General features: G+C 49.1%; 13 protein-coding genes and 1 pseudogene. 2 read left to right on the plus strand and 12 right to left on the minus strand.

Annotated elements, in window-relative coordinates; all coding sequences use genetic code 11:
• Positions 1-142: 142 nt before the first annotated feature.
• The 4 genes from AC58P5_RS02960 to AC58P5_RS02975 all read right to left on the minus strand — a co-directional run bounded on the left by AC58P5_RS02960 (position 143) and on the right by AC58P5_RS02975 (position 5451).
• Entirely contained in the window at positions 143-1843 is a 1701-nt protein-coding gene (locus tag AC58P5_RS02960; RefSeq protein WP_497384474.1) for an ABC transporter ATP-binding protein, read from the minus strand.
• A 482-nt stretch (positions 1844-2325) separates the two neighbouring features.
• Complete coding sequence (locus AC58P5_RS02965) at positions 2326-3354, minus strand: response regulator transcription factor (protein WP_497384476.1); 1029 nt, start codon at positions 3352-3354, stop codon at positions 2326-2328.
• 216 nt (positions 3355-3570) lie between these two features.
• A complete protein-coding gene (locus tag AC58P5_RS02970) occupies positions 3571-4896 on the minus strand; it encodes an ABC transporter substrate-binding protein (protein ID WP_497384477.1) in 1326 nt (441 codons plus the stop codon).
• A 282-nt stretch (positions 4897-5178) separates the two neighbouring features.
• Positions 5179-5451 (minus strand): hypothetical protein, encoded by a 273-nt coding sequence (locus AC58P5_RS02975; RefSeq protein WP_497384479.1) that lies wholly within the window; start codon positions 5449-5451, stop codon positions 5179-5181.
• 99 nt (positions 5452-5550) lie between these two features.
• On the opposite strand from AC58P5_RS02975, the pseudogene AC58P5_RS02980 reads away from it, so the two are divergent.
• Positions 5551-6066 (plus strand): annotated as a pseudogene (locus AC58P5_RS02980) (helix-turn-helix domain-containing protein); the annotation flags it as partial.
• A 678-nt stretch (positions 6067-6744) separates the two neighbouring features.
• Here AC58P5_RS02980 and AC58P5_RS02985 read toward each other — a convergent pair.
• From AC58P5_RS02985 to AC58P5_RS03015, 7 genes are all read right to left on the minus strand, one after another.
• Positions 6745-7614, minus strand: a complete 870-nt coding sequence (locus tag AC58P5_RS02985) for an ABC transporter ATP-binding protein (protein ID WP_497384480.1) — start codon at positions 7612-7614, stop codon at positions 6745-6747.
• 30 nt (positions 7615-7644) lie between these two features.
• Positions 7645-9216, minus strand: coding sequence for a hypothetical protein (locus AC58P5_RS02990; protein ID WP_497384481.1), 1572 nt, complete (start codon positions 9214-9216; stop codon positions 7645-7647).
• A 618-nt stretch (positions 9217-9834) separates the two neighbouring features.
• Positions 9835-10989 (minus strand): TolB family protein, encoded by a 1155-nt coding sequence (locus tag AC58P5_RS02995; RefSeq protein ID WP_497384482.1) that lies wholly within the window; start codon positions 10987-10989, stop codon positions 9835-9837.
• A complete protein-coding gene (locus AC58P5_RS03000) occupies positions 10986-12452 on the minus strand; it encodes an ATP-binding protein (RefSeq protein ID WP_497386018.1) in 1467 nt (488 codons plus the stop codon). The genes AC58P5_RS02995 and AC58P5_RS03000 overlap by 4 nt, the downstream gene beginning before the upstream one ends.
• A gap of 10 nt (positions 12453-12462) precedes the next feature.
• Positions 12463-13146 carry a response regulator transcription factor gene (locus AC58P5_RS03005; protein WP_497384483.1) on the minus strand — a complete coding sequence of 228 codons (684 nt, stop codon included), beginning with the start codon at positions 13144-13146 and terminating at the stop codon, positions 12463-12465.
• Between the two features lie 174 nt (positions 13147-13320).
• A complete protein-coding gene (locus AC58P5_RS03010; RefSeq protein WP_497384484.1) occupies positions 13321-14541 on the minus strand; it encodes an MFS transporter in 1221 nt (406 codons plus the stop codon).
• Between the two features lie 66 nt (positions 14542-14607).
• Positions 14608-15162, minus strand: a complete 555-nt coding sequence (locus AC58P5_RS03015; RefSeq protein WP_497384485.1) for a MarR family winged helix-turn-helix transcriptional regulator — start codon at positions 15160-15162, stop codon at positions 14608-14610.
• Between the two features lie 184 nt (positions 15163-15346).
• On the opposite strand from AC58P5_RS03015, the gene AC58P5_RS03020 reads away from it, so the two are divergent.
• On the plus strand, positions 15347-15589 hold the full coding sequence (locus AC58P5_RS03020) for a hypothetical protein (RefSeq protein WP_497384486.1): 243 nt from the start codon (positions 15347-15349) through the stop codon (positions 15587-15589).
• Positions 15590-15704: 115 nt separating this feature from the next.
• Here the strand turns inward: AC58P5_RS03020 and AC58P5_RS03025 are convergent, their stop codons facing one another.
• The gene (locus AC58P5_RS03025; RefSeq protein ID WP_497384487.1) at positions 15705-19055 is read right to left on the minus strand and encodes an S-layer homology domain-containing protein; all 3351 of its coding nucleotides are present in this window, start codon (positions 19053-19055) and stop codon (positions 15705-15707) included.
• Positions 19056-19099: the final 44 nt, after the last annotated feature.

The following is a 19099-nucleotide window of genomic DNA, read 5'->3' on the forward strand; positions in this document are numbered from 1 at the left end:
ACTTTTCTTCGTATAAACTTGCGTCAGTCTGAGCTCTCGCCATCTTTCGTCTTAAGCCATTCCTCACTCCCTATCATTAAAATAAAAAGACCGCGGTTATCGCGGTCCTGTAAGTGTGAATCCTGCGGCTCCGCCGGTACATTCAAGGGAACTGCATCTTGTACAGTTCTTTATACCTTCCGTTTCGGCGAAGAAGTACATCATGCTTTCCATATTCCACAATTTCTCCATGTTCCAGAACGACAATCTGATCGGCATTCTGAATCGTGGATAGCCGGTGGGCAATGACCAGACAAGTGCGGCCGGGAAGAAGGCGTGACAGGGCCTGCTGGATTTTTTGCTCGGATTCCGTATCCAGGGCGGCCGTCGCTTCATCAAGGATGATCAAGCGGGGATCTTTCAGGAAGGCTCTGGCGATAGACAGCCGCTGTTTCTGTCCGCCGGACAGTTTGACGCCTCTTTCCCCTATCGGAGTGTCGTAGCCTTGCGGCAAAGCGGTTATAAACTCGTGCGCGTTCGCGGCTCTCGCGGCCGCTTCGATTTGTTCGCCCGATGCGGCAGGCTGTCCGTACGCGATATTTTCGCGGATCGTGCCGTTCAGCAGAATGACTTCCTGCGAAACGATTCCCAGCTGGCTTCGCAGAGACTGCTGTGTGACCGCCTTCAGCGGATAGCCGTCGATGTATATATCTCCCCGCTGCACGTCGTACATACGGGCGATCAGGTCCGCAATGGTAGACTTACCGGAGCCCGACGAACCGACTAGAGCCGTCGTCTCGTTCCCGAGAAGCTTCAAAAAGAAACTCTCGAGCACAGGCTGCCCTTCGTCATAAGCGAAATCAACGTCGTAGAAAACGATTTCGCCCTTAACGGGCGGCAGCACAATCGCGCCTTCCTGATCGCGGACGTCCGGAACCGTATCCAGAATATCCCGGATTCGTTCGAAGGCCGCTGCCGATTGCTGGATTTTCGTAACCATTCTGCTGAAGGAACGGATAGGCGCCTGCAGCAGGCGCAGGTAAGCGAGATACGTGACGACCTCCCCCACAGTCAGGTTTCCCTGCATCGTCTGCCAGGCGCCGAACAGAAGAACGAGCGTCATCCCTATGTAATTGAGCCAATCGGTCAGCGGTGAAAAGAGCGCCGAAAGCCGCGATGCCGAAACCGCCGCGATCCGGTTCCGGTCGCTCAGCTTCACGAACTGCTTTTCTTCGTTTTCTTCGCTTGCGAAAGATTTGATCATGCGGATACCGGACAGGGTATCCTGTAGGAAGTTGTTCAGCTCGGCGGAGATTTGACGCACCCGTCTATAAGCGCTTTTAATCCGCAAGCTGAAAAAACGGGACGATATAAATAAAAAAGGCAGGGTCGCAACCGTCAAAAGCGCCAGCTGCCAATCCACATAAAACAGATAGCCGCATATCGCGACGAAAGTGACAAAATCGGCAAGAATGGATAGGCTTTCGGCTGAAACCAGCTCCTGAAGCTGGTTAACGTCTCCAGTCAATCTCGCCATAAGATCCCCTGTCCTGCTGCGGTCAAAAAACTTCACATCCAGCCTTAACGTATGGGTGTATAGTTTATTGCGCAGCCCCAGAATGGCCTTCTGGCTGACAACGGTCATCACGTAACTTGAAGTAAAATGAAGGAGTCCGAGCACGAGAGCCGTCAGAACAATCAGCCCCCCCGTTTCCAGCAGGGCGTCTACCTTTCTGCCTGGGATAATGTCGTCGATAACGGTTTTTGTCAGCTGCGGAATGATAAATTCACAGAACGAAATGAACAGGACGGCCAGCGCCCCGGTCAAAAGCAGGCCCCACTGGGTCTTTGTGTGTACAAACATCTCTTTGAGCATGCTACGTACGGTCATTATGGAGTGTGACCGGTCCGGCCGGTCTGTTGTCTGCTGCCTTTCTTTCATGAAGATCACGTACTTTCAACTATATTTAATTAGATTATCTAACTATAAAAGCACAATTTTCTTCGCCTCCTTTCATCCCGCTCTTTTTTAGTTAGATAATCTAATCACATGTCCAATATAGCTCATTGCTCCGAATATTGCAATTCCTATGGGGCTCGACCAATCACCGAGCAGCGTTGCAACACGCGCTTGGGATTCGCGCGCGTTGCAAAAGTTCTGCTTCTTACGGCCCGTTCAACCGGTTGAAGAGAGCCGACAGCCCCTCATTGAACAGTCTCCCGGTTCGGTCATCTCCTCTGAATGAATTTTTTCCAAGACCCTCTCCCAAATGTTTAAGCGTTTTAATTTAAAGGCGGTTATGAACTATAAAAGTTTGAATTCCGGACTTCTCCCGCTTCCGCTGCTTAAACAAAGCCGTTTTTCCGGTAATCCGAAGGCGTATAGCCCAGCTCTTTTTTAAAAGCGCGGATCAGGCTCGTTACATCGTTGTAACCGACCTCGCTGGCGATCTGGGGCATCGGCTTATCGCTTTTGAGCAGCAGCTCTTGAGCCCGTTTCAACCGCAGTTGGGTGCGGTAGGCCATATAGGAGATGCCTGTTTTGAGCTTGAACAGATAGCTGAAATAAGGCGCGGAATACCCCACGGACGAAGCCAGTTCTTCCAGCGTGATTTCCTTGTTGAAGTGCTGCTGGATATACTTCTGCGCGTTATAGATCATGCGCTGGTTATCCGTATAAGCCGCCAGCTTCACGGCATGCTGCAGGGCTTTAAAATCGGCCGTGATCCAATTCGTCAACTCGGCGCCGGTTTGACCGTGATAAGGCTGCAGGGAGCATTCGACCTCTCTCTCCAGCTTGGCTCCGGCGCTCTGCAAAAGGATGCGGTGAAAGGCACTATGCCACTTTACGCACAGATAAGGAGGCACCGCATGCAGCGAAGCCAGCCATTTGTGGCCGGCCTTCTCCTGAGCGGAGCGGTTGTCCTGAAGCACTGCTTCAACCCAGGAATCCGCAAGCCCTCTCCATCTGTCCGATGTCTCGCCGATGGAATGAACCGTTTCCGGAAGCTCCTCCAGCGTCCTGCGTACGGAACACAGGAAACGGTCTTTGCTAAGCGGCTTCAAGAGGTAATCTTTCACTCCGCAGAGCAGCGCTTCCCTCACGTAATCGAATTTATCGTGCTCGGACACGATAATGCTCGGCGTGTATCTGAACTCCCTGGAAAGCTGTCGGCACAGCTCCAAGCCCGTCATATAAGGCATGCTTGTGTCGGTGATAACAAGATCGGCCCCATACTCGCGCATCATCCCGAGCGCTTCTTTCCCGTCGGAAGCCTCGAGAATACGCTGAACCGGAAATTTGGAGCTCTCCAGCATATAACGCATCAATTTAATCGTCGTTGATTCATCGTCCACCAGTAAGATTGTATACACCTTACGAATCCCCTTTTCCGCATGTTAAAGTATCCTGACGGACCCGTTTACAACCTGCATCTTAGCGCCATTATAGGCTCATCCGTCCTTTAGGGGCTATCATCAGAAGCTAGAATGAATCATTAAAATACGGAATCGGACCGTTAAATCGCGCCGATCCTTTTCTTAGCCACCGTCCGGGTTCCCGCCCGCCAGACCGGCAGTCCGTTTGGCCGGTTATTCATTCAGATACGTGTTCACACGAATCTGGATCAGCTTGGCCGCTTCTTCCGCCGATTTCTGTCCGGTGAAAAACGCTTTGGTTTCCGTGAGCAGCATATTCTCGACTATAGAGTTATTCGCAGGAACCGGATTGCTCAGCTCTGAAATCAGCCGTCTCTGGTACTCGGCATCCGCCGGTTTAACGTCCACGGTCACGCCTTCATCGGGGCCGGCTTCGATCGTGACTTTGCCGGATTTCAGGACTTGGCCGAGCTGTTTTTCGTAAATGGCCTTGTTCAGGGGAAATCCGTCTAAACCTTTGTAATCCTGCATCTCTTCGGACAGCATAAACTTGATAAACTCCCAGGCTTCCGTTTTCACAGCGGATTTCTCGTTTATGCCCAGAGTCTGAAAACCCGTAAAGAACCCGCCCGGCTTCTGCCCGTCCGCAAGCGGACTCCGGTAAAGCTTGGGCTGCTTATAAAAGGCCCGGGGAAAACTGAAAAATTCCTCGGGATTTTGAATATACGTACTTCTGAAGGAGGCATCTGCCGCCTTGTCCGTAATGACATTTCCGTCGAATAATGCCTTGGTCTCGTTCAGCAGCTTGATAAAAGCAGCTTCACCGAAATTCGTCTTCCTGTGAGGTTCATCCACAAAAGCCGAATAATCGGCTCTGACCCTCGCTGTCAGCATGTTTTGCGGGCTGGCGGTATAGGCGGCCGGCGAACCGCTTTTTTTCAATGCCTTCGCAATCTCGGCAAAATCATTCCAGGTCCATGTGGTATCGTCTATGCGGACTCCGGCCTTCTGGATTGTCCTCTCATTCCCGACCATGATTTCCTGCATGAAGCGCATCGGCATCCCGTAAAGAACTCCGTTTATTTGGAGATTGCCCAAAATGTTGCCGAAGTACAGATCCTTATGGAAGGAAGGGTCTTGAGCCATGAGCCCGCTCAGATTAGCGAGTCCATTTCCGCTCACATATTTCCCTATAGGCAGCGGGTCCATAACGAGTACGTCAGGGCCTTTACCGGAAAGAATCTCCGTGTTCGTCGATTTGACGAACTTCTCCAGATCGCCTTCTTTCCAGTTGTCTTTCGTTTGCACGTACTTGAGCTGAATCTCGACACCCGGATGCTTTTCCTCGAATTTTTTCTTTGCCTCCTTAAACACGTCTTCGAGAAAAAGCATCGAAACGACCACGGTCTTTTTGCCGCTTTTGTCATTTACGCTTAACCTGCCGCCGGAATTGCGGGGTTGCTTCGGCTCCCCTCCTACGCAGGCAGCGGACATCGCAAGAAGCAGCAGGGTCGTGATCAGCCGCAGCATCGTTTTCATTCCAGCTTCCTCCATAAATTCACATGATTTGTACCGCCAACCCTAATAGGTGTTATCTCTAGTTATAAACCCTGCTTGTAAAAGAAAGCTCTCTAACTTGTAAACAAAATGTTTCCATTTTGGAAATCCGCGCCTGAACGAAAAAAAATCCCTGCAGACCGCCTTGGCGGAGACAGGGGGTTGTTTTTGTCCATGAAAGAGTTAAACATACAACAGCTAAAAAGGAAAATTGAAGTTCTTGAATATTGGAATTCAAAGTTTCTTATTTTATCGGAAATCCATTTAACTTTTTTGATAATTGGTGCTTTGCAGCCGTGATAATGTTCCAATTTGTTCAAAGCCGCCATGCATTTGAATTAGATAGCGCAGCTCGTTTTCAAATCGAATGTAGTCGGATTCTAAGACACGAGTTCCGCGACCTCCAATAAGAATGTGAATATTGGGGCTTTTCAGCATATCAAAATCAATGCAAGTATCCTGTCCATAAAGGTTTACGATAGCTAATCCTCCATATAACAGGCTTTGATTGATTCGAATCGAAACTTTTTTTATCATGCATTACCTCCCCTTGGAAATAAAAAAGAGGACGCCGCAATTAGCAGCATCCTCTTAATTCGTCCTATGTTAATGTAGGTTAGCGGCAGTTCGTTCGGGTTGGTTCACATTCCGGAACCATGGTACATTGTTGGACGTGTATGTAAAATTCCGTAAAGGCGCTCTCTTTGCCTGCTCGGTTGCTGAGCAACCAACCAGCCGGTCAAGGATATTGCCGATCGCAATCGTACTTGGAGGCACCTTAACTTCTTTGAGTATCCATGTTATATCCATGCTGAGCTTCCACGAAAGGATTGCGGAAATTGCAAACGGATGATGCGCGTGAACGTTCCTTGGGCCATAGATAAGCCGAAGCACTACTTTACGCTTTACTTTGATGCGCTCATCATTAACTTGGCCAAGGATATGCCGATGAATGCCATCAGCCAGTTAGTAAACGAACATGATACACGGCTGTGGTGTATTCTCCATCACTACGTGGATAACGCTATCGCAGCGCAAGATCTGTCCTATGTCACAAAGATTAGCACGAATGAAACATCAGCCAAACGCGGCCATAACTACATTACGATCTTCATGGATCCTGAGCAAAAGAATGTTATCTTCATAACCAAGTGAAGAGACGCTAACGGCAATATAAGTTAATGGATATCTTTTTTTACGTGATTTTTAACAAATAAAAGCGATGGCGATATTTAATAAAAAGAATATGAAGCGCGCATAAAACAAGGACGGCTGCATATTGTACAATCACAAAATCGTTAGCATCTGTATTGATTTTGGGTCTGTACCATTGCATGAGATAAAAGGGACCCTGACCGGCACCGCCTGTGAATAAACCGAAAAACACGTAAAATAAGGTCAGACATAATCCTATAGCCGAATTTTTAAATAAGGAGACCAGGGTTACCGTCAAGAAAAAAACCAATAGGAACGAAGGAAATGAATTTACTGCCATGTCAGCCGTCTTCGCGAATCCGTTGTTTGAATTGATACAGATTAAAAGAGCTGTTTCATAAAAGAATCCATATAGTACCGATAAGAAGCAAGGATATATCAGCCCGTATCGGACGGATGAAAGAGGAAGAGAAATGAATAACTCCTGCTGCCGGAGAGAGCCGATCTGATACGTGACGGCTACAGCCGGAAATACATGAATCCAAAACCCGACAAATACCATGAATTCTAGCCCGTTGAAATAGCCGTAGTAATTCCCCAAGCAAGCGAATGTGTATACAAGAAATGGCAAACAAATCAATATGGTTTGAGTTCGAAAGATAAAGAACAGCATGCTTAATTCTCGCTTAACCAAATCATATACCCCTCCTCCAGCGAAGGATCGGTGGGTTTAGCGTGTTCAACGGGCCGTTGGTTTGCCAGTACACGCACCGATAGTCTGCCTCCCGTTTCCGATGTGGCAACAATCCGGCACTCATCGCTATCCCTGATTTTCATAAATTCGTCCGGTGAAAGCTCCATACTCCACACTTTGTTTTCGGCCATTTGGGTTACATTTGCTAAAGAATTGTAAAAATCCAGATGCCCATTCTTCATCATGCACACACGATCACAGGTCATAGCCACGTCCTCAGTGATATGAGTGGATAACATAATCACTCTGTGTTGTGCTTGTTGGCGCAGCAGGCTTCGAAATCTAAGACGCTCCTCGGGATCGAGTCCCGCAGTCGGTTCATCGATCAGCAATAACCTCGGCTCATGTAGAATGGCTTGGGCAATGCCCAAGCGTTGCTTCATGCCGCCGGATAATTTTTTTATCTTATCATCACGTTTGTTCTCCAAATTAACCTCTTGCAGCACTTGATCAATTCTTTGGCGACGTTTTTTGGAGTCAGTTAGTTTTCGTAATTGACCTACGTATTCCAGATATTCATACACGGTAATGGATGGAAATAATCCCACATGCTGAGGCAAATATCCACATAGCTCCCTTATTTTTTCTAGGTCATGTTTCCAAGTCCATTCATCTAGTTTGATTTCTCCTTGAGACGGCTCATAAATGGTTGCCAAAATCCGAAAAAGTGTAGTTTTTCCTGCACCATTTGGTCCGAGGACACCTGTTACACCGGTTCCGATGGCAACATTGATTTCCTGCAAAACTTCACGTTTGCCAAAAGATTTTTTTAACCCCTTGATTTGCAGCATAGCAGTAATCCCTCCATATAGAACAACCTCTCACTTTTCTTTATCCGGGAAGAAAACACGGAATATATTGGAATCTATCTTACTCTTTGTAAGTGTAAGAAAATATTCATCAGGATTTGCGCTAAATATAGATCTAGAAGTTACGATAGAACCATGTTGGGGCAATGAAACAACTTTATCCGATGGCTGATGACCAGAATTTATAATTTCGGCTACTCGACTGACTGCTGCTTGCGCTTCCTTTAAAGTAATAAATTTTGGGATTGTAAGATCGGTTTCCTGTGTGTAAGGTCCGTATAGCAGTGTAGGACCATAAGCGACTCCTGTAAGTGTTTGATTCTCATTTTTCGATAAATTAGTTACTAGTCCTCGAAAATCCTTTACATTCACTTTCACAGAAAATTTTTCCTTAATTGCATGATACAACGGATCCTTAGCTTCTTTGGGATCCATAGGATACCAGGGGAGAGTTGATAATAATTCGAAGGAGGTCGGGTTCATGTCTCCGTACTTCTCCGAACGGATATGAAAGGATAATATACCCGTCTCCGTATGTCCGGATGGAAGCTGGACAAACAACAGATTTCGATCTCTGGAAAAGGGAACCGAAGCACCGTTCCAGCTTAAACTTTGAACATCCATGAAGTCCCATAGGGCTAGCGGAATTTGATCGGACTTTGTGCTTACATTCAAGTCTGCGACGTAAGAAAACAAATGATCCTCACGACCATGGTTGATTTGCATGTCATAAGAAGAAATAGTAAAGTCGGCGTAATCCGGAACAGCATCGTTAAACTTGTACTCGCGTGTAACATCCGTTATTTTTTGTGAGGGTGCAAAGCCTGCAAGACAAGTACAAACAAGAAGGTAGACAATCATAAGAATGCGGGCTTTTCTTCCTTTTCTTAACAACGGTATGGAAACGAAGAAAACGAAGAAGCATACGAGCACAGCTAGCGTTCTCTGCCAGAAAGCTCCGTCATTCAGAATCATATGTTCGGATTGATAATAACTTTGAGTTATTGAAAGGTTCGTGTCACCCACAGTCAGAAGAGGCAGCCACGAAGGCGGTATAAATCCCACGAACGAATTATAGGGTCCCAATAATATCCAAATGCTGATTAATACGAGATATGCGGCAAGGGAAGGCCATAACATATAAATGGAGTAACCGAGTACAAGTGAAATGAAAAAGGGAACCAGCCAGTTAAAAAAAGTATAGACCAATGTGATTCGGAACTGAAATAAAGTAGCATCATCATGAATCCCATATATTACATATAACAATGCACAAACCACAAAGATAACATACCAAATTAAAGCGAAGACAAACCAATAGAGAATCTTTTGAAGATAATACCGTTTTCCTTTGGGTAGTGAAGCAATCAATTCCGGAATGTGGTTGTTATGATCTGACCTCGCCTGCTCAGCCCCGTATAAAAGAAATAACAGATTAAAGCCCATTACAAAAAATATAAGGGAAGGAAAGTCCCTTAGTCCTTCCAAGTATTTCATCGGCAATAGGATGGAGGCCAATTCCGCAAAAATAAATAACAAGAGATATTGAGGTTGTCTCATTAATTGCTTAAATTCTTTAAGCATCTATAATTGTCTCCTATTTATTGAAGGATGCAAGAATAAAGAGTTAGGAAATGTCCTAACTCTTTAATTCTCTCAAGCAAAGTCAAGGTTTAATAGTTCCAAACATTTCCTGCAACTTCATCATTGTTATCACCCGTTGCTTTGATGTAAAAGAGAGTACCTTCATTCATATAGTAAGTTTTGAGGTCATATGTTTTACTTGTTCCCAAATCAATAAAATCTACAGCTTGGTCCGGCAATAATGTTCTTTGTTTATAAAAAGCAACTCGGCCGTTTTATATTTGGATATTTACCCAAATTTTACTTATATAAACATTATATCAACCAATAATACTTTGTATATTTTTTATGCTCTACGTGAAAAATAGCAATCTCCCTAATAATAGCACATGAATACATTTCCTGTAAAAAATCAGCCTTCCCATAGATGAGGGACAAGCTGCTTTATTCAGTGTGTAAATCCAACTATTTCATCATCATGGCACCATCTGATAAAGGTTGCTGGCATGCAGTAAATATGTATGGACGATAGCACTTTGTTTCATATCGACGACAACCCGGTGTTTTGTTGAAGTATCGATTTCTAACCTTAGATTTAATTGGACACTCTTACTGAGTTTATTTGAATTCGATCACAAGCGGGGTTTGTTCCACGCTGGCGGCGGAGGGCCCCAAACCGTATGATTTCCAGCCCGTTATCAAAATCTTTTTGTTATCGGGACTCCAGTCCATTTGAGACAACACAAGACCCTTATAAACCAATTTCTCCTTGATCATGTTATTCCCCTGCAGCTTTGCGACGTAGAGAGACTCTTCGTCTTTCGTGTAGGCGATATATTTCTTGTCGCCGGACAGGCGGAAAGTGCTGATCCCGGCAGACAGGGAGACGGTATTCTCATCGCGCAGGTCGTAAAGCGTCAGCGTATTTTTGGCGTCAAGGAAAATAATTTGACTGTCGTTCACATAATCGAACTGCCTCTCGCTGGCCGAATGTTCGAACTTCCGGGCCCACTTGTCCTCCGTTACGGCTCCGAGAGTAACATACGAACCTTCCTCCCCTACCCGCCCCATCAGGGCTGTGTTTCCGTCATCCGCAAATTTAACCGAAATCACATTATATTTGGTATAGCGCTTCAACGACCGTGGAGCGGGCGCCTCGCTGTTTTCCTGCCATCTCGGCAGAGGAATTTCCTGCGAATCCCGGTTTTTCATGTCGTATACGACGACCGACTCGGTCCCGTACTCTCTGCTTTTTACCGTAAAAGACAAGTACCGGCTGTTGCCGGACCAAGTCATGGGGCTTGTAATCCCTTTCCCTCTATCCGGTATCGCAAGGTCAAAGCTTTGCGCCGTGCTTACATCGAGTACAAACAAAGTCTCCCCTGTACCGGACTGCCCCGTATAGGCCATAAACTTCCCGTCGGGAGAAACTTTACCGGCCGCCGTATTCCCCTCAAGCCGGGTTAAGCCTACGGCGGATAGATTCCGGTAATCCACCGTTTGGATATCATGCTCCGTCCCCTGATTCTTGTAGGAACCGAGCAGCAGACGGGAAGACATCCATCCCCATAAATCCACGGCCTTGTTTCCGGGCAAGGAAAGCTTATAAATTTTGTTCGTTTCAAAATAATCGGTGCTGTTCTCTTCCGTTTGCGCGTCTTCTACCGTATTTCCGATCACGATGGTTTTCGCCTTCGGCGAATTCACGCAGCCGGCCAGCAGAGTTAAGACCACCAGAAGAAACGGCACGTTCAGCATGAGCCGTTTATTCATCGCGCTTCCCCCTCCCCCGAAGCTTCGTAAGGCAGTTCGATGACGACCGTCGTTACTTGTTCGGCGCTGTTCATCCGTATCGTACCGCCCATTCCTTCCACAATCGCTTTGCTGATGCTCAGGCCCAGACCGCAGCTGCCGGCTTCCCGTTCGGCCTGTCCGTTTACCCTGTAAAACGGTTCGAAAATTTTAGACAAAGCATCCGGCGGGATCGTATCCCCTTCATTCTTCACCGTGATCAGAACGCACCCCGGCAGCCTCTCGGCTTTGACATGAACTTCCGACGGGGACCGGCCGTATTTAATCGCGTTGTCGATAATATTGATATAAACCTGCCTGATTTTATCCGGATCCGCTGTCAGAATCAGATTTTCACCGGCCTCACAATGAACGGATTTGTTGTACCGCTGGGCTTTCAGCAGCATGCCGTCGCATACGTCGTGCAAAATTTGTCCCGCTTCGATCGTTTCCATCGCGTCCTGCCCGCCGTTTTCCCGGGATAAGGTAAGCAGTTGAAGCACCATTTCGTGCAGACGCCTGCTTTCGTTTACGATATGATTCATTCCTTTGGCAAAAAAAGCTTCGTCCCGGCTGCCTACTTCCCGGATGAGCTCGGCGTACCCGATGATCGAAGTAAGGGGCGTTTTCAATTCATGCGTGACATTATCGAAAAATTGCTTCCGGTGGCGGTTGAGTTCTTCCAGCCGGTCACGGTCCTTTTTGATCCGCTGGATTTGTTTCTTGATCTGCACGATCATATTGCCGAAGTTGTGCGCAAGCTGTCCGATCTCGTCTTTTCTGCGGAAGCCGATCTTGATATTCAAGTTGCCGTTCGTCACTTCCGAAGAAGCTCTAGTAAGCTTAATCAGGGGAATCGTAATGTTTCTGGACAGCAGATAGGAAAAAACAAACGCCGCTACAAAAATAGCAGTCGTTACGGAGGAGAAAACATCCAGAATGTGTTTTCTTTGTTCGTACAATAAAGAAAAATCTTTGCCGAAGCGCAGAATGCCTACTTTTTTGCCCTCGACGATAACCGGATAGGCATAAAACACTTCCGCCTTCTCGTCCATATAGTGAATCCGGTAGGCTGTTTTTCCGTCCAGCGCATGCTGAAGATCCTCCGGGTTCGCTGCCGAAAACCTCGCTTCATCCGAAGCGAAAATCAGCTCTCCTTCCACCGAATAAGCGCTTATATCGCTGGAGGTGACATGGTTCAGATCCCGGACCATTTCCTCCCCCATCTGCTGAAAGTACATGTCATCCGTGTTGAAATGGTTTATCAGAAACGCCTGTTTGACGTAAATGCTGCTGTTGTTTTTGAGCTCAATCAAGTCTTGGGTAATGATTTTCTCATTGCTGGTTTCAATGATCCGGACGACAAAATGATGAAGCAGCAGAAAAGAAACGGAGAAGATCACGAACAGGCCGATCAGAAATTTGGCTCTGATGGTCGATAACACACTTAACACCCTAATCCGCCTGTTTTTCAAATTTGTATCCCACCCCGAATACGGTCACGATCAGATCGCCCGCTCCCAGCTTTTTGCGCAGCCGCTGAATATGAATATCGACCGTTCTCGTATCTCCCGTATAATCGTAGCCCCACACGAAATCCAGCAGTTCCGTCCGGGTAAATATCTTCCCCCTGTATTTGTACAGTGTGAGAAGAAGATCGAACTCTTTGGGAGTCAGATCGACAGCCTCGCCGCCGAACGTGACGATTCTTTCATGCTCGACGATTTCGATGTCCCTGAACCGGATCACGGAACCCGCCGGTACGTTCGCCTGACTGACTCTTCTCAGCACCGTCCGGATGCGGACGGCTACCTCGCGCAAATCGAACGGTTTCGTGATATAGTCGTCAGCCCCGTATTCAAGCCCTTGAATCTTGTCGGTAATATCCGATTTGGCTGTGATCATAATAATCGGGATTTTATGGGAGGCCGTCACCTGCCTGCACACCTCCAGTCCGCTCAGATCCGGCAGCATCCAGTCGAGCAGAAGCAGATCCGGCCGCACCTGGCCGATCTTGAGCAATCCCTCCGCTGCCGAATGGGCCGTGAAAGTTTCGAATCCTTCCCGGTTCAGCCCGTACGCAAGCAAATCCGCAATGGCTGCTTCATCTTCGATAATCAGTAGTCTGGTCTTCTCCATACCTTCACTCCGTTCCTAGATGAAATCGTAGCACAACCGGTGCCGCCGTTACCAGAAACTAATTTACATTTATTTGCACCGGGCGGATAAAAAAAAGCCGCCCGTCCGCTCCGGGCGGACAGATGGCAGCTTTATTCCTGTAAAAACCTTCCGTCATAAACTGAACCATTCCGCTTACCTCATTTTTTTGACCTCCGTTGTCTCTTCCAGGTTAATCAGACAAGCTGACGCCAAGCCTATGCACAAAATCGAAGCGAGCAGAAGGAACGTAACGGGATAGCTGACGCTTTTCATCAAAGAGAGTGATATTACCGGACCGAAGCTCGTTCCCGCAAACAAAATAAACGTATAGACGGACACCGCTATTCCGCGCAGATCACCGCCCAACTGACCCACGAGCGACACGAGCGAAGGAACCGCCAGCGCGATGCCCGCCACGAATACGAGACTTACCGCCACGAGAACCGGCAGATTGGAGATGAGTCCCATCGCAGCTAATCCGGCTGCCGCCAGCGCCAGGAACCCCCGCAGTGTCGGGAGTAGGCCGAAGCGTTTCGAGACACGTCCGGCAAACGGCGACAGAAGCATGGCCGCGATTCCGATGGACCGCACAACCAAAATACCTTGTTTATCCAGACTGAAGGAAGCGCTGCTTAAGTAACTGCCTAGAACCGTATACATGCTTACGAAAGACATCAGCAAAACGAAAGCGACCACATAACTGAGCACAAGCTGTTTGCGGACAAAAACTTGCCCGATCTGTCTGATCGGCTCCCAGATATTCGCGTGAGCTTGCCGGATGCCTCCTTTCGGAAGAAAAACATAAACCAGAACCGCAGTCAGCGCGTAAACGCCGGCAAGCACATAGAAAACCGCATTCCATCCAACCTGTTCGCTGATGAGACTGCTGACCACCTGCCCGGCAATACCGGCTGTCAAAAATCCCGTGCTGATAAAACCGATCGTCGTCACGCGTTTTTCCGCCGGATACATTTCCACGGCATAGGCAAGAGCTACCGGGGAAAAAGTGGCCGCCGCCGCTCCCTGAAATCCTCTTAGAACCACGATCCACTCAAACGTATGAACCGTCCCTAACAGCAGCGAAATAAATGCCAGCACAAGGAGACCGGTAAAAATAACCTTTTTACGTCCGTATTTATCGGACAAAGCTCCATAAATCAGGCACCCGAGTGCAAAGCCGATCGAAAACGTGCTTCCCGCAGCGGCCGCCTCTGTCGGCGTAATGTCATACAACCGGGCAAAAACCGAAATCAGGGGAATCGTCACATACAGACTGGACATGACCGCAAGACCGGACCAGCACAAAATCACGGTCATAAGGGAATAGTTTCTGCGCACGACAGAAGCATCCGTAAGTTGAGTCGGACTATTCATACTTCACCTCATGTACTAAAAATTTAAAAAAAGTAATTAGATTATCTAACTACATGACCAAAAAAATTATCTGCCGGTACCGAGCCGTTTTTCTATTTCTGTGTTCAGCTTCATCAGCACCTTATCGAAAAGCGCCCGCTCCTCTCTGTCCAATTCCTCGACAAGAGATGCGCAGGTGGTCCAGAAAACCGGCAGCACCTTCTTTACTAATCCGCTTCCTTCGGAACTGAGCCGGATATGTGTCATCCGCCCGTCTTTGCTGTACGGCTCGCGGATGATCAGGTTTCTCTCATGGAGCCAGTTCAATAATGACGTAACCGACGAGCGGCGTATTCCGAGCCGGTCCGCTATCGAGGAAGGAGTCACGAGCTCCTTGTCTTGATGAAGGGAGATCAGCAGCAGAATATCCATCTTGCTCTCCGTGATGTCGTATTCGGATAAATGAATATCCATCACATCGAGAACACTGTCCCCCAGCCAAAGCATAAGGAGGCCGGTAAAAGCGGATTCCCGGTCCGTACCGGAATCGGCGGTCTGTTCCAATAAATCCCGGTAAGGTTTCGTTCCGAGCTTCGGCAGCTGTTGTCCGGTCGTGTATTCTTTGGCGGGCTTTCTGTTCACGGTTAGCACTCCCCTTCTCTGCTGTTCGCCGTTTCTTCGTTCGATTGTTCAAAGATAACCTTATCGCTCTTGTTAGTTAGATAATCTAATTAAATATACTATAGCGTACCGGGTTCGTTTTTGCAAGCGGCAGCGTAGATTGCGTGACCTGTCTCCCCTGTCCGCTTTTAACGTGGGGAGAAAAATGATTACGATGCCCGATATCTCCAGTCCCCATACAGAGCCGGTTCCGTCCGCTCCTCTCTTTTATATGCCTTTACGTAGCGCTGAAGTAAACGGCCGGTCCGCAACTTTTGCCGGCAGCGAACGCACGGATTATTTCCGTATTCTCATCGTTCTGGGCGGAAGCGGTGTGCTGCGTATGCATGAGGTGGCCCACGGCTTCGATAATCAGTATCTGGTCTTCTCCGTACCTACTCCGTTCTAGATGAAATCGCAGCATAACCGGTATCGTCGTTACCAGAAACTAATTTACATTTTTTTGCATCGGGCGGACAAAAAAGGCCACCCGTCCGCTCGCTGCGGACAGATGGCCAGACCCATTATTTTAATCTCGTAACCCGGTAGAGGATCACTGCCGCTTCCGCTCTTGTCGTCAGGCCGTAGGGCACAATGCCCGTTCCGCTGCCTTCGACGAGTCTTTCCCGAACGAGGGCGGCTGCGCTCTCCACCGCGTAGGGAGCAAGTTCGGAGGCATCCGCGAAACTCGCCAGATCCTCGGCTCTGCCTGGCTGAATGCCGTAACCGGCCGCATTCAGCGCACGGAAGATGAGCGCCATCATGTCTTGTCTCGTGATGAGCGCGCCGGGATCGAAAGTATCCGGACCGGTGCCTTCCGCGATGCCGAGCGCTTTCGCTATTCCGACCGCGTCGTAATAATACGCGTCGGGTAACACATCCCCGAAGCGGCCCGCCGTGTCGGCCTTTAAGCCGAGCGCCCGCACGAGCAGCGTCACGAATTCGCCTCTCGTAACCGGGCGCGCCGGTTCGAACGTGTCGGCGGTGACGCCTTGTATGACGGCTTTGCCGGCGAGAAGTTCTATCGCGTCTTTGGCCCATGCGAAGCGGCTGTCCACGTCCGCGAACGTTTTTCTCGCAGGTTCAGGCTTCGGCTCCGGCTCCGGTTTTGGCTTGCCGTCCGGATCCACAGGCGGCTTGGTGCCCGGGACGGGCGGAACCGTAGTCACCGGCGGCAGGGATGAGCCGCCGTCTCCTCCGGAAGAGCCGCCGCCGGACGAACCGTTATCTTTCCGGAAGTCGATCTGCACCGCATCGGAATTAGTCCGTACTCCGGCAGCTTTAATGAAGAAGGTATAGCTTTGCTGCGGATCAAGCTTGCCCAGCTCTAGCTTGTAGGTGCCGGAATTCGTTTCGGCCGGCACATATTCGCTCCAGAAGGGACGGATTTTATCGTCCTTCTCGTAAATCCGGTACCCTTTCACCGGCTCTTTGGAGTTCTTCGGAGCGTTCCATGACAGAACCGCCCCGCCGCTTCCGTTTTGTACGGCGGCATTTTCGACCTTCGCCGGTTTCTCGTCGGTCCGTTTAATGCCGTACTGGTCATACGGCTTGACGTCTTCTCCCTTGGCTGCCGTGTACGACGTGAATTTCATCACGTCTTTGGACACCGAAACATCGGTGAACATCTTTTTGAAAGGCTGCTCGTTGATCTTGGCGAAATAATCGTCGTATCCCTTGTATTTCTCGTAAAATTTGCTTCCGACCGTATTCGTCATCAGATAAACCGTTCCCGGTGGATTGAGGGCATTCCCTGCCCCATCTTCCTTGATGTCTTTTATAGGAACATCGTTCAGCATCTGATAAGATCTCATATACATGTGATCGTGGGCTTCGAATACGACATCAATGCCCATTTGATCCAATGCCGGAATTAAGTGTTTCTTGTAAAAGGCGATCCGTTCGCCTTCCCATTCCCCGGCATTGTCACCGGCCGAATAGGGCCCTTTGTGTAACGAAACGAATTTCCATTTCTTGTCGGTCCGGGCCACAACGTTCTTCATCCACTCCAATTGAGCGGTGAATTCCGGGTCCACCCACTCCACCTGGCCGTTGGAATCCAGTCCCCCTTCGAACTGGGTGTTGAACTGGATAAACAGGGCGTCACCGTATTCGAACGAATAGATCGAGCCTTCATGGGTACCCGGGACGATCTGCTTGGGCAGATTAAAATGATAATAAAAGTTGTTGTTTTCGGTATTCTCGTCACCCTCGTAGTCGTGAACCTCATGCCCGCCGAGGATCGGTACGTAAGGCGTGTGAGCCAGCTCGTTCTTGGCCGTATCCAGCAGCCACTGCCACTGCTGCTCCAGATCCCCGTTGTCCACGAGGTCCCCCGTTACCATAAAAAACTTCGGCTGGCCGGCTTTGTCCACCGCTTTGCGGAAAGTATCCTGCCATAATTCGAAGGAAGACTTGCTGGAGCCTTGAGAATCCGATCCCACAATAAAGCGGAAATCTTCGTCGGTCGCTCCATCCGTCGTAAACGATCCGATTGGACTCCAGCCGTCCGGGTCGCCGTTGCCCGCCCGGCACTTGTATACCGTGCCGGGCTTAAGCTTGTCGGCCGTTACTTTATGGCTGGCGAATTTCGTTTTATTGCCGGTATCCCGGTCGCTTTTGACGAAATAAGTTTCAATGACTTCCGAGCTGCCGGAGTATGCGGAAGCTTTCGCTTCCGGGAACACGCCGTCTTTCATTTCGGAAGCTTCGATGACTTGCACGATGGTTCCCGGAATGTCTTGGGGCGTATACCAGGCAAAGCCCATCGACGTTTTCGGGTCCCCGTTAAACGTCATGTTCAGCAGCTTCGGCGTTTTGGGCGAGGTTTGGGTCCTGAAGCTCCAGGTGACATCTTCGGCCAGCGGATATCCGTCCTCGGCCCCTTTTACAAGGCCTTTCGGAACCAGGACCGTATAGGTCTTTTCATACGCAAAAGGGGTATGCTTGATTACTAACGTATCGCCGGATACTTGAAGGAACGTTTCAGACACGTTTCCGTTCTCGTCCGCTACGGTTGCCTGCTTTCCGTTTTCCAGAGCGATTTTTTTATTGAATTTCACGGACACTTCCCGGTCCGCCGCAATTTCTTCCGACTTGTCTCCGGGAAATTCCGCTACTGCCACCGTGGGCACCGTAATATCCGAGCCGGCGATGCGCTCTCCTTTCACTTCGACGGCCCGGATCCGGCTCGAACCCGATCCGCCGATACCCTGCCCGCCGGACGTTTTTTCGTCGGAGCTGACGATCCAGCGGATATATAGCAGAGGCTGGTTATCCGCTTCGGAAGGAAGCGGCAAATCGTTCAATTTGCAGGAATCTCCGCTGCAGTTGTACGACGATTTGGCCATCACCAGATCGGCCACGGGGGTCCATGTCCGCTTGTCCGGACTGATCTCGACTTTAAAATTCCGCGGTCCCGATCCGGAAGAGTTCTGCTGGGACGACAAGGTGATGCTGCGGAATCCTTTGGTCGGGACGGACGCCAGCCAGTACTTGACCCCGTTTCCTTCATCCCATCCCTGATAGCTCAGCGTGTCGTCTTCCACGTACTCGAATACGCCTCCGGAATTGCGGAACGTGGACGCGGTGCCGTAAACTCCGTCCGACGAACGGTAAATTCCGTTGTCACCCGTACCGGCGTTCTTGAAATTCCATTGAACCAGGGTCGCACGATCTTTGCCGACTCCGTATGTGGCGGTTAAAACTCCCTGGTCGGGCTGCATATCCCCCGATCCCCGCTGCTCCGCAATTTGTTCGGCAGGCGCTGCCGTCTGCTGCGGCGCAGCAGCGGCAAACAGGCTGCCCACCGTACTTGAAAACAGGACGGCAAATACCGCCAATACCGTTAAAACGTGATAAAACTTCTTACTCAATCGCATGGCGCTTCCACACATTCCGCTCCCACATCCCTCTCTAT

The organism is Paenibacillus sp. JT31N7 (assembly GCF_059692095.1).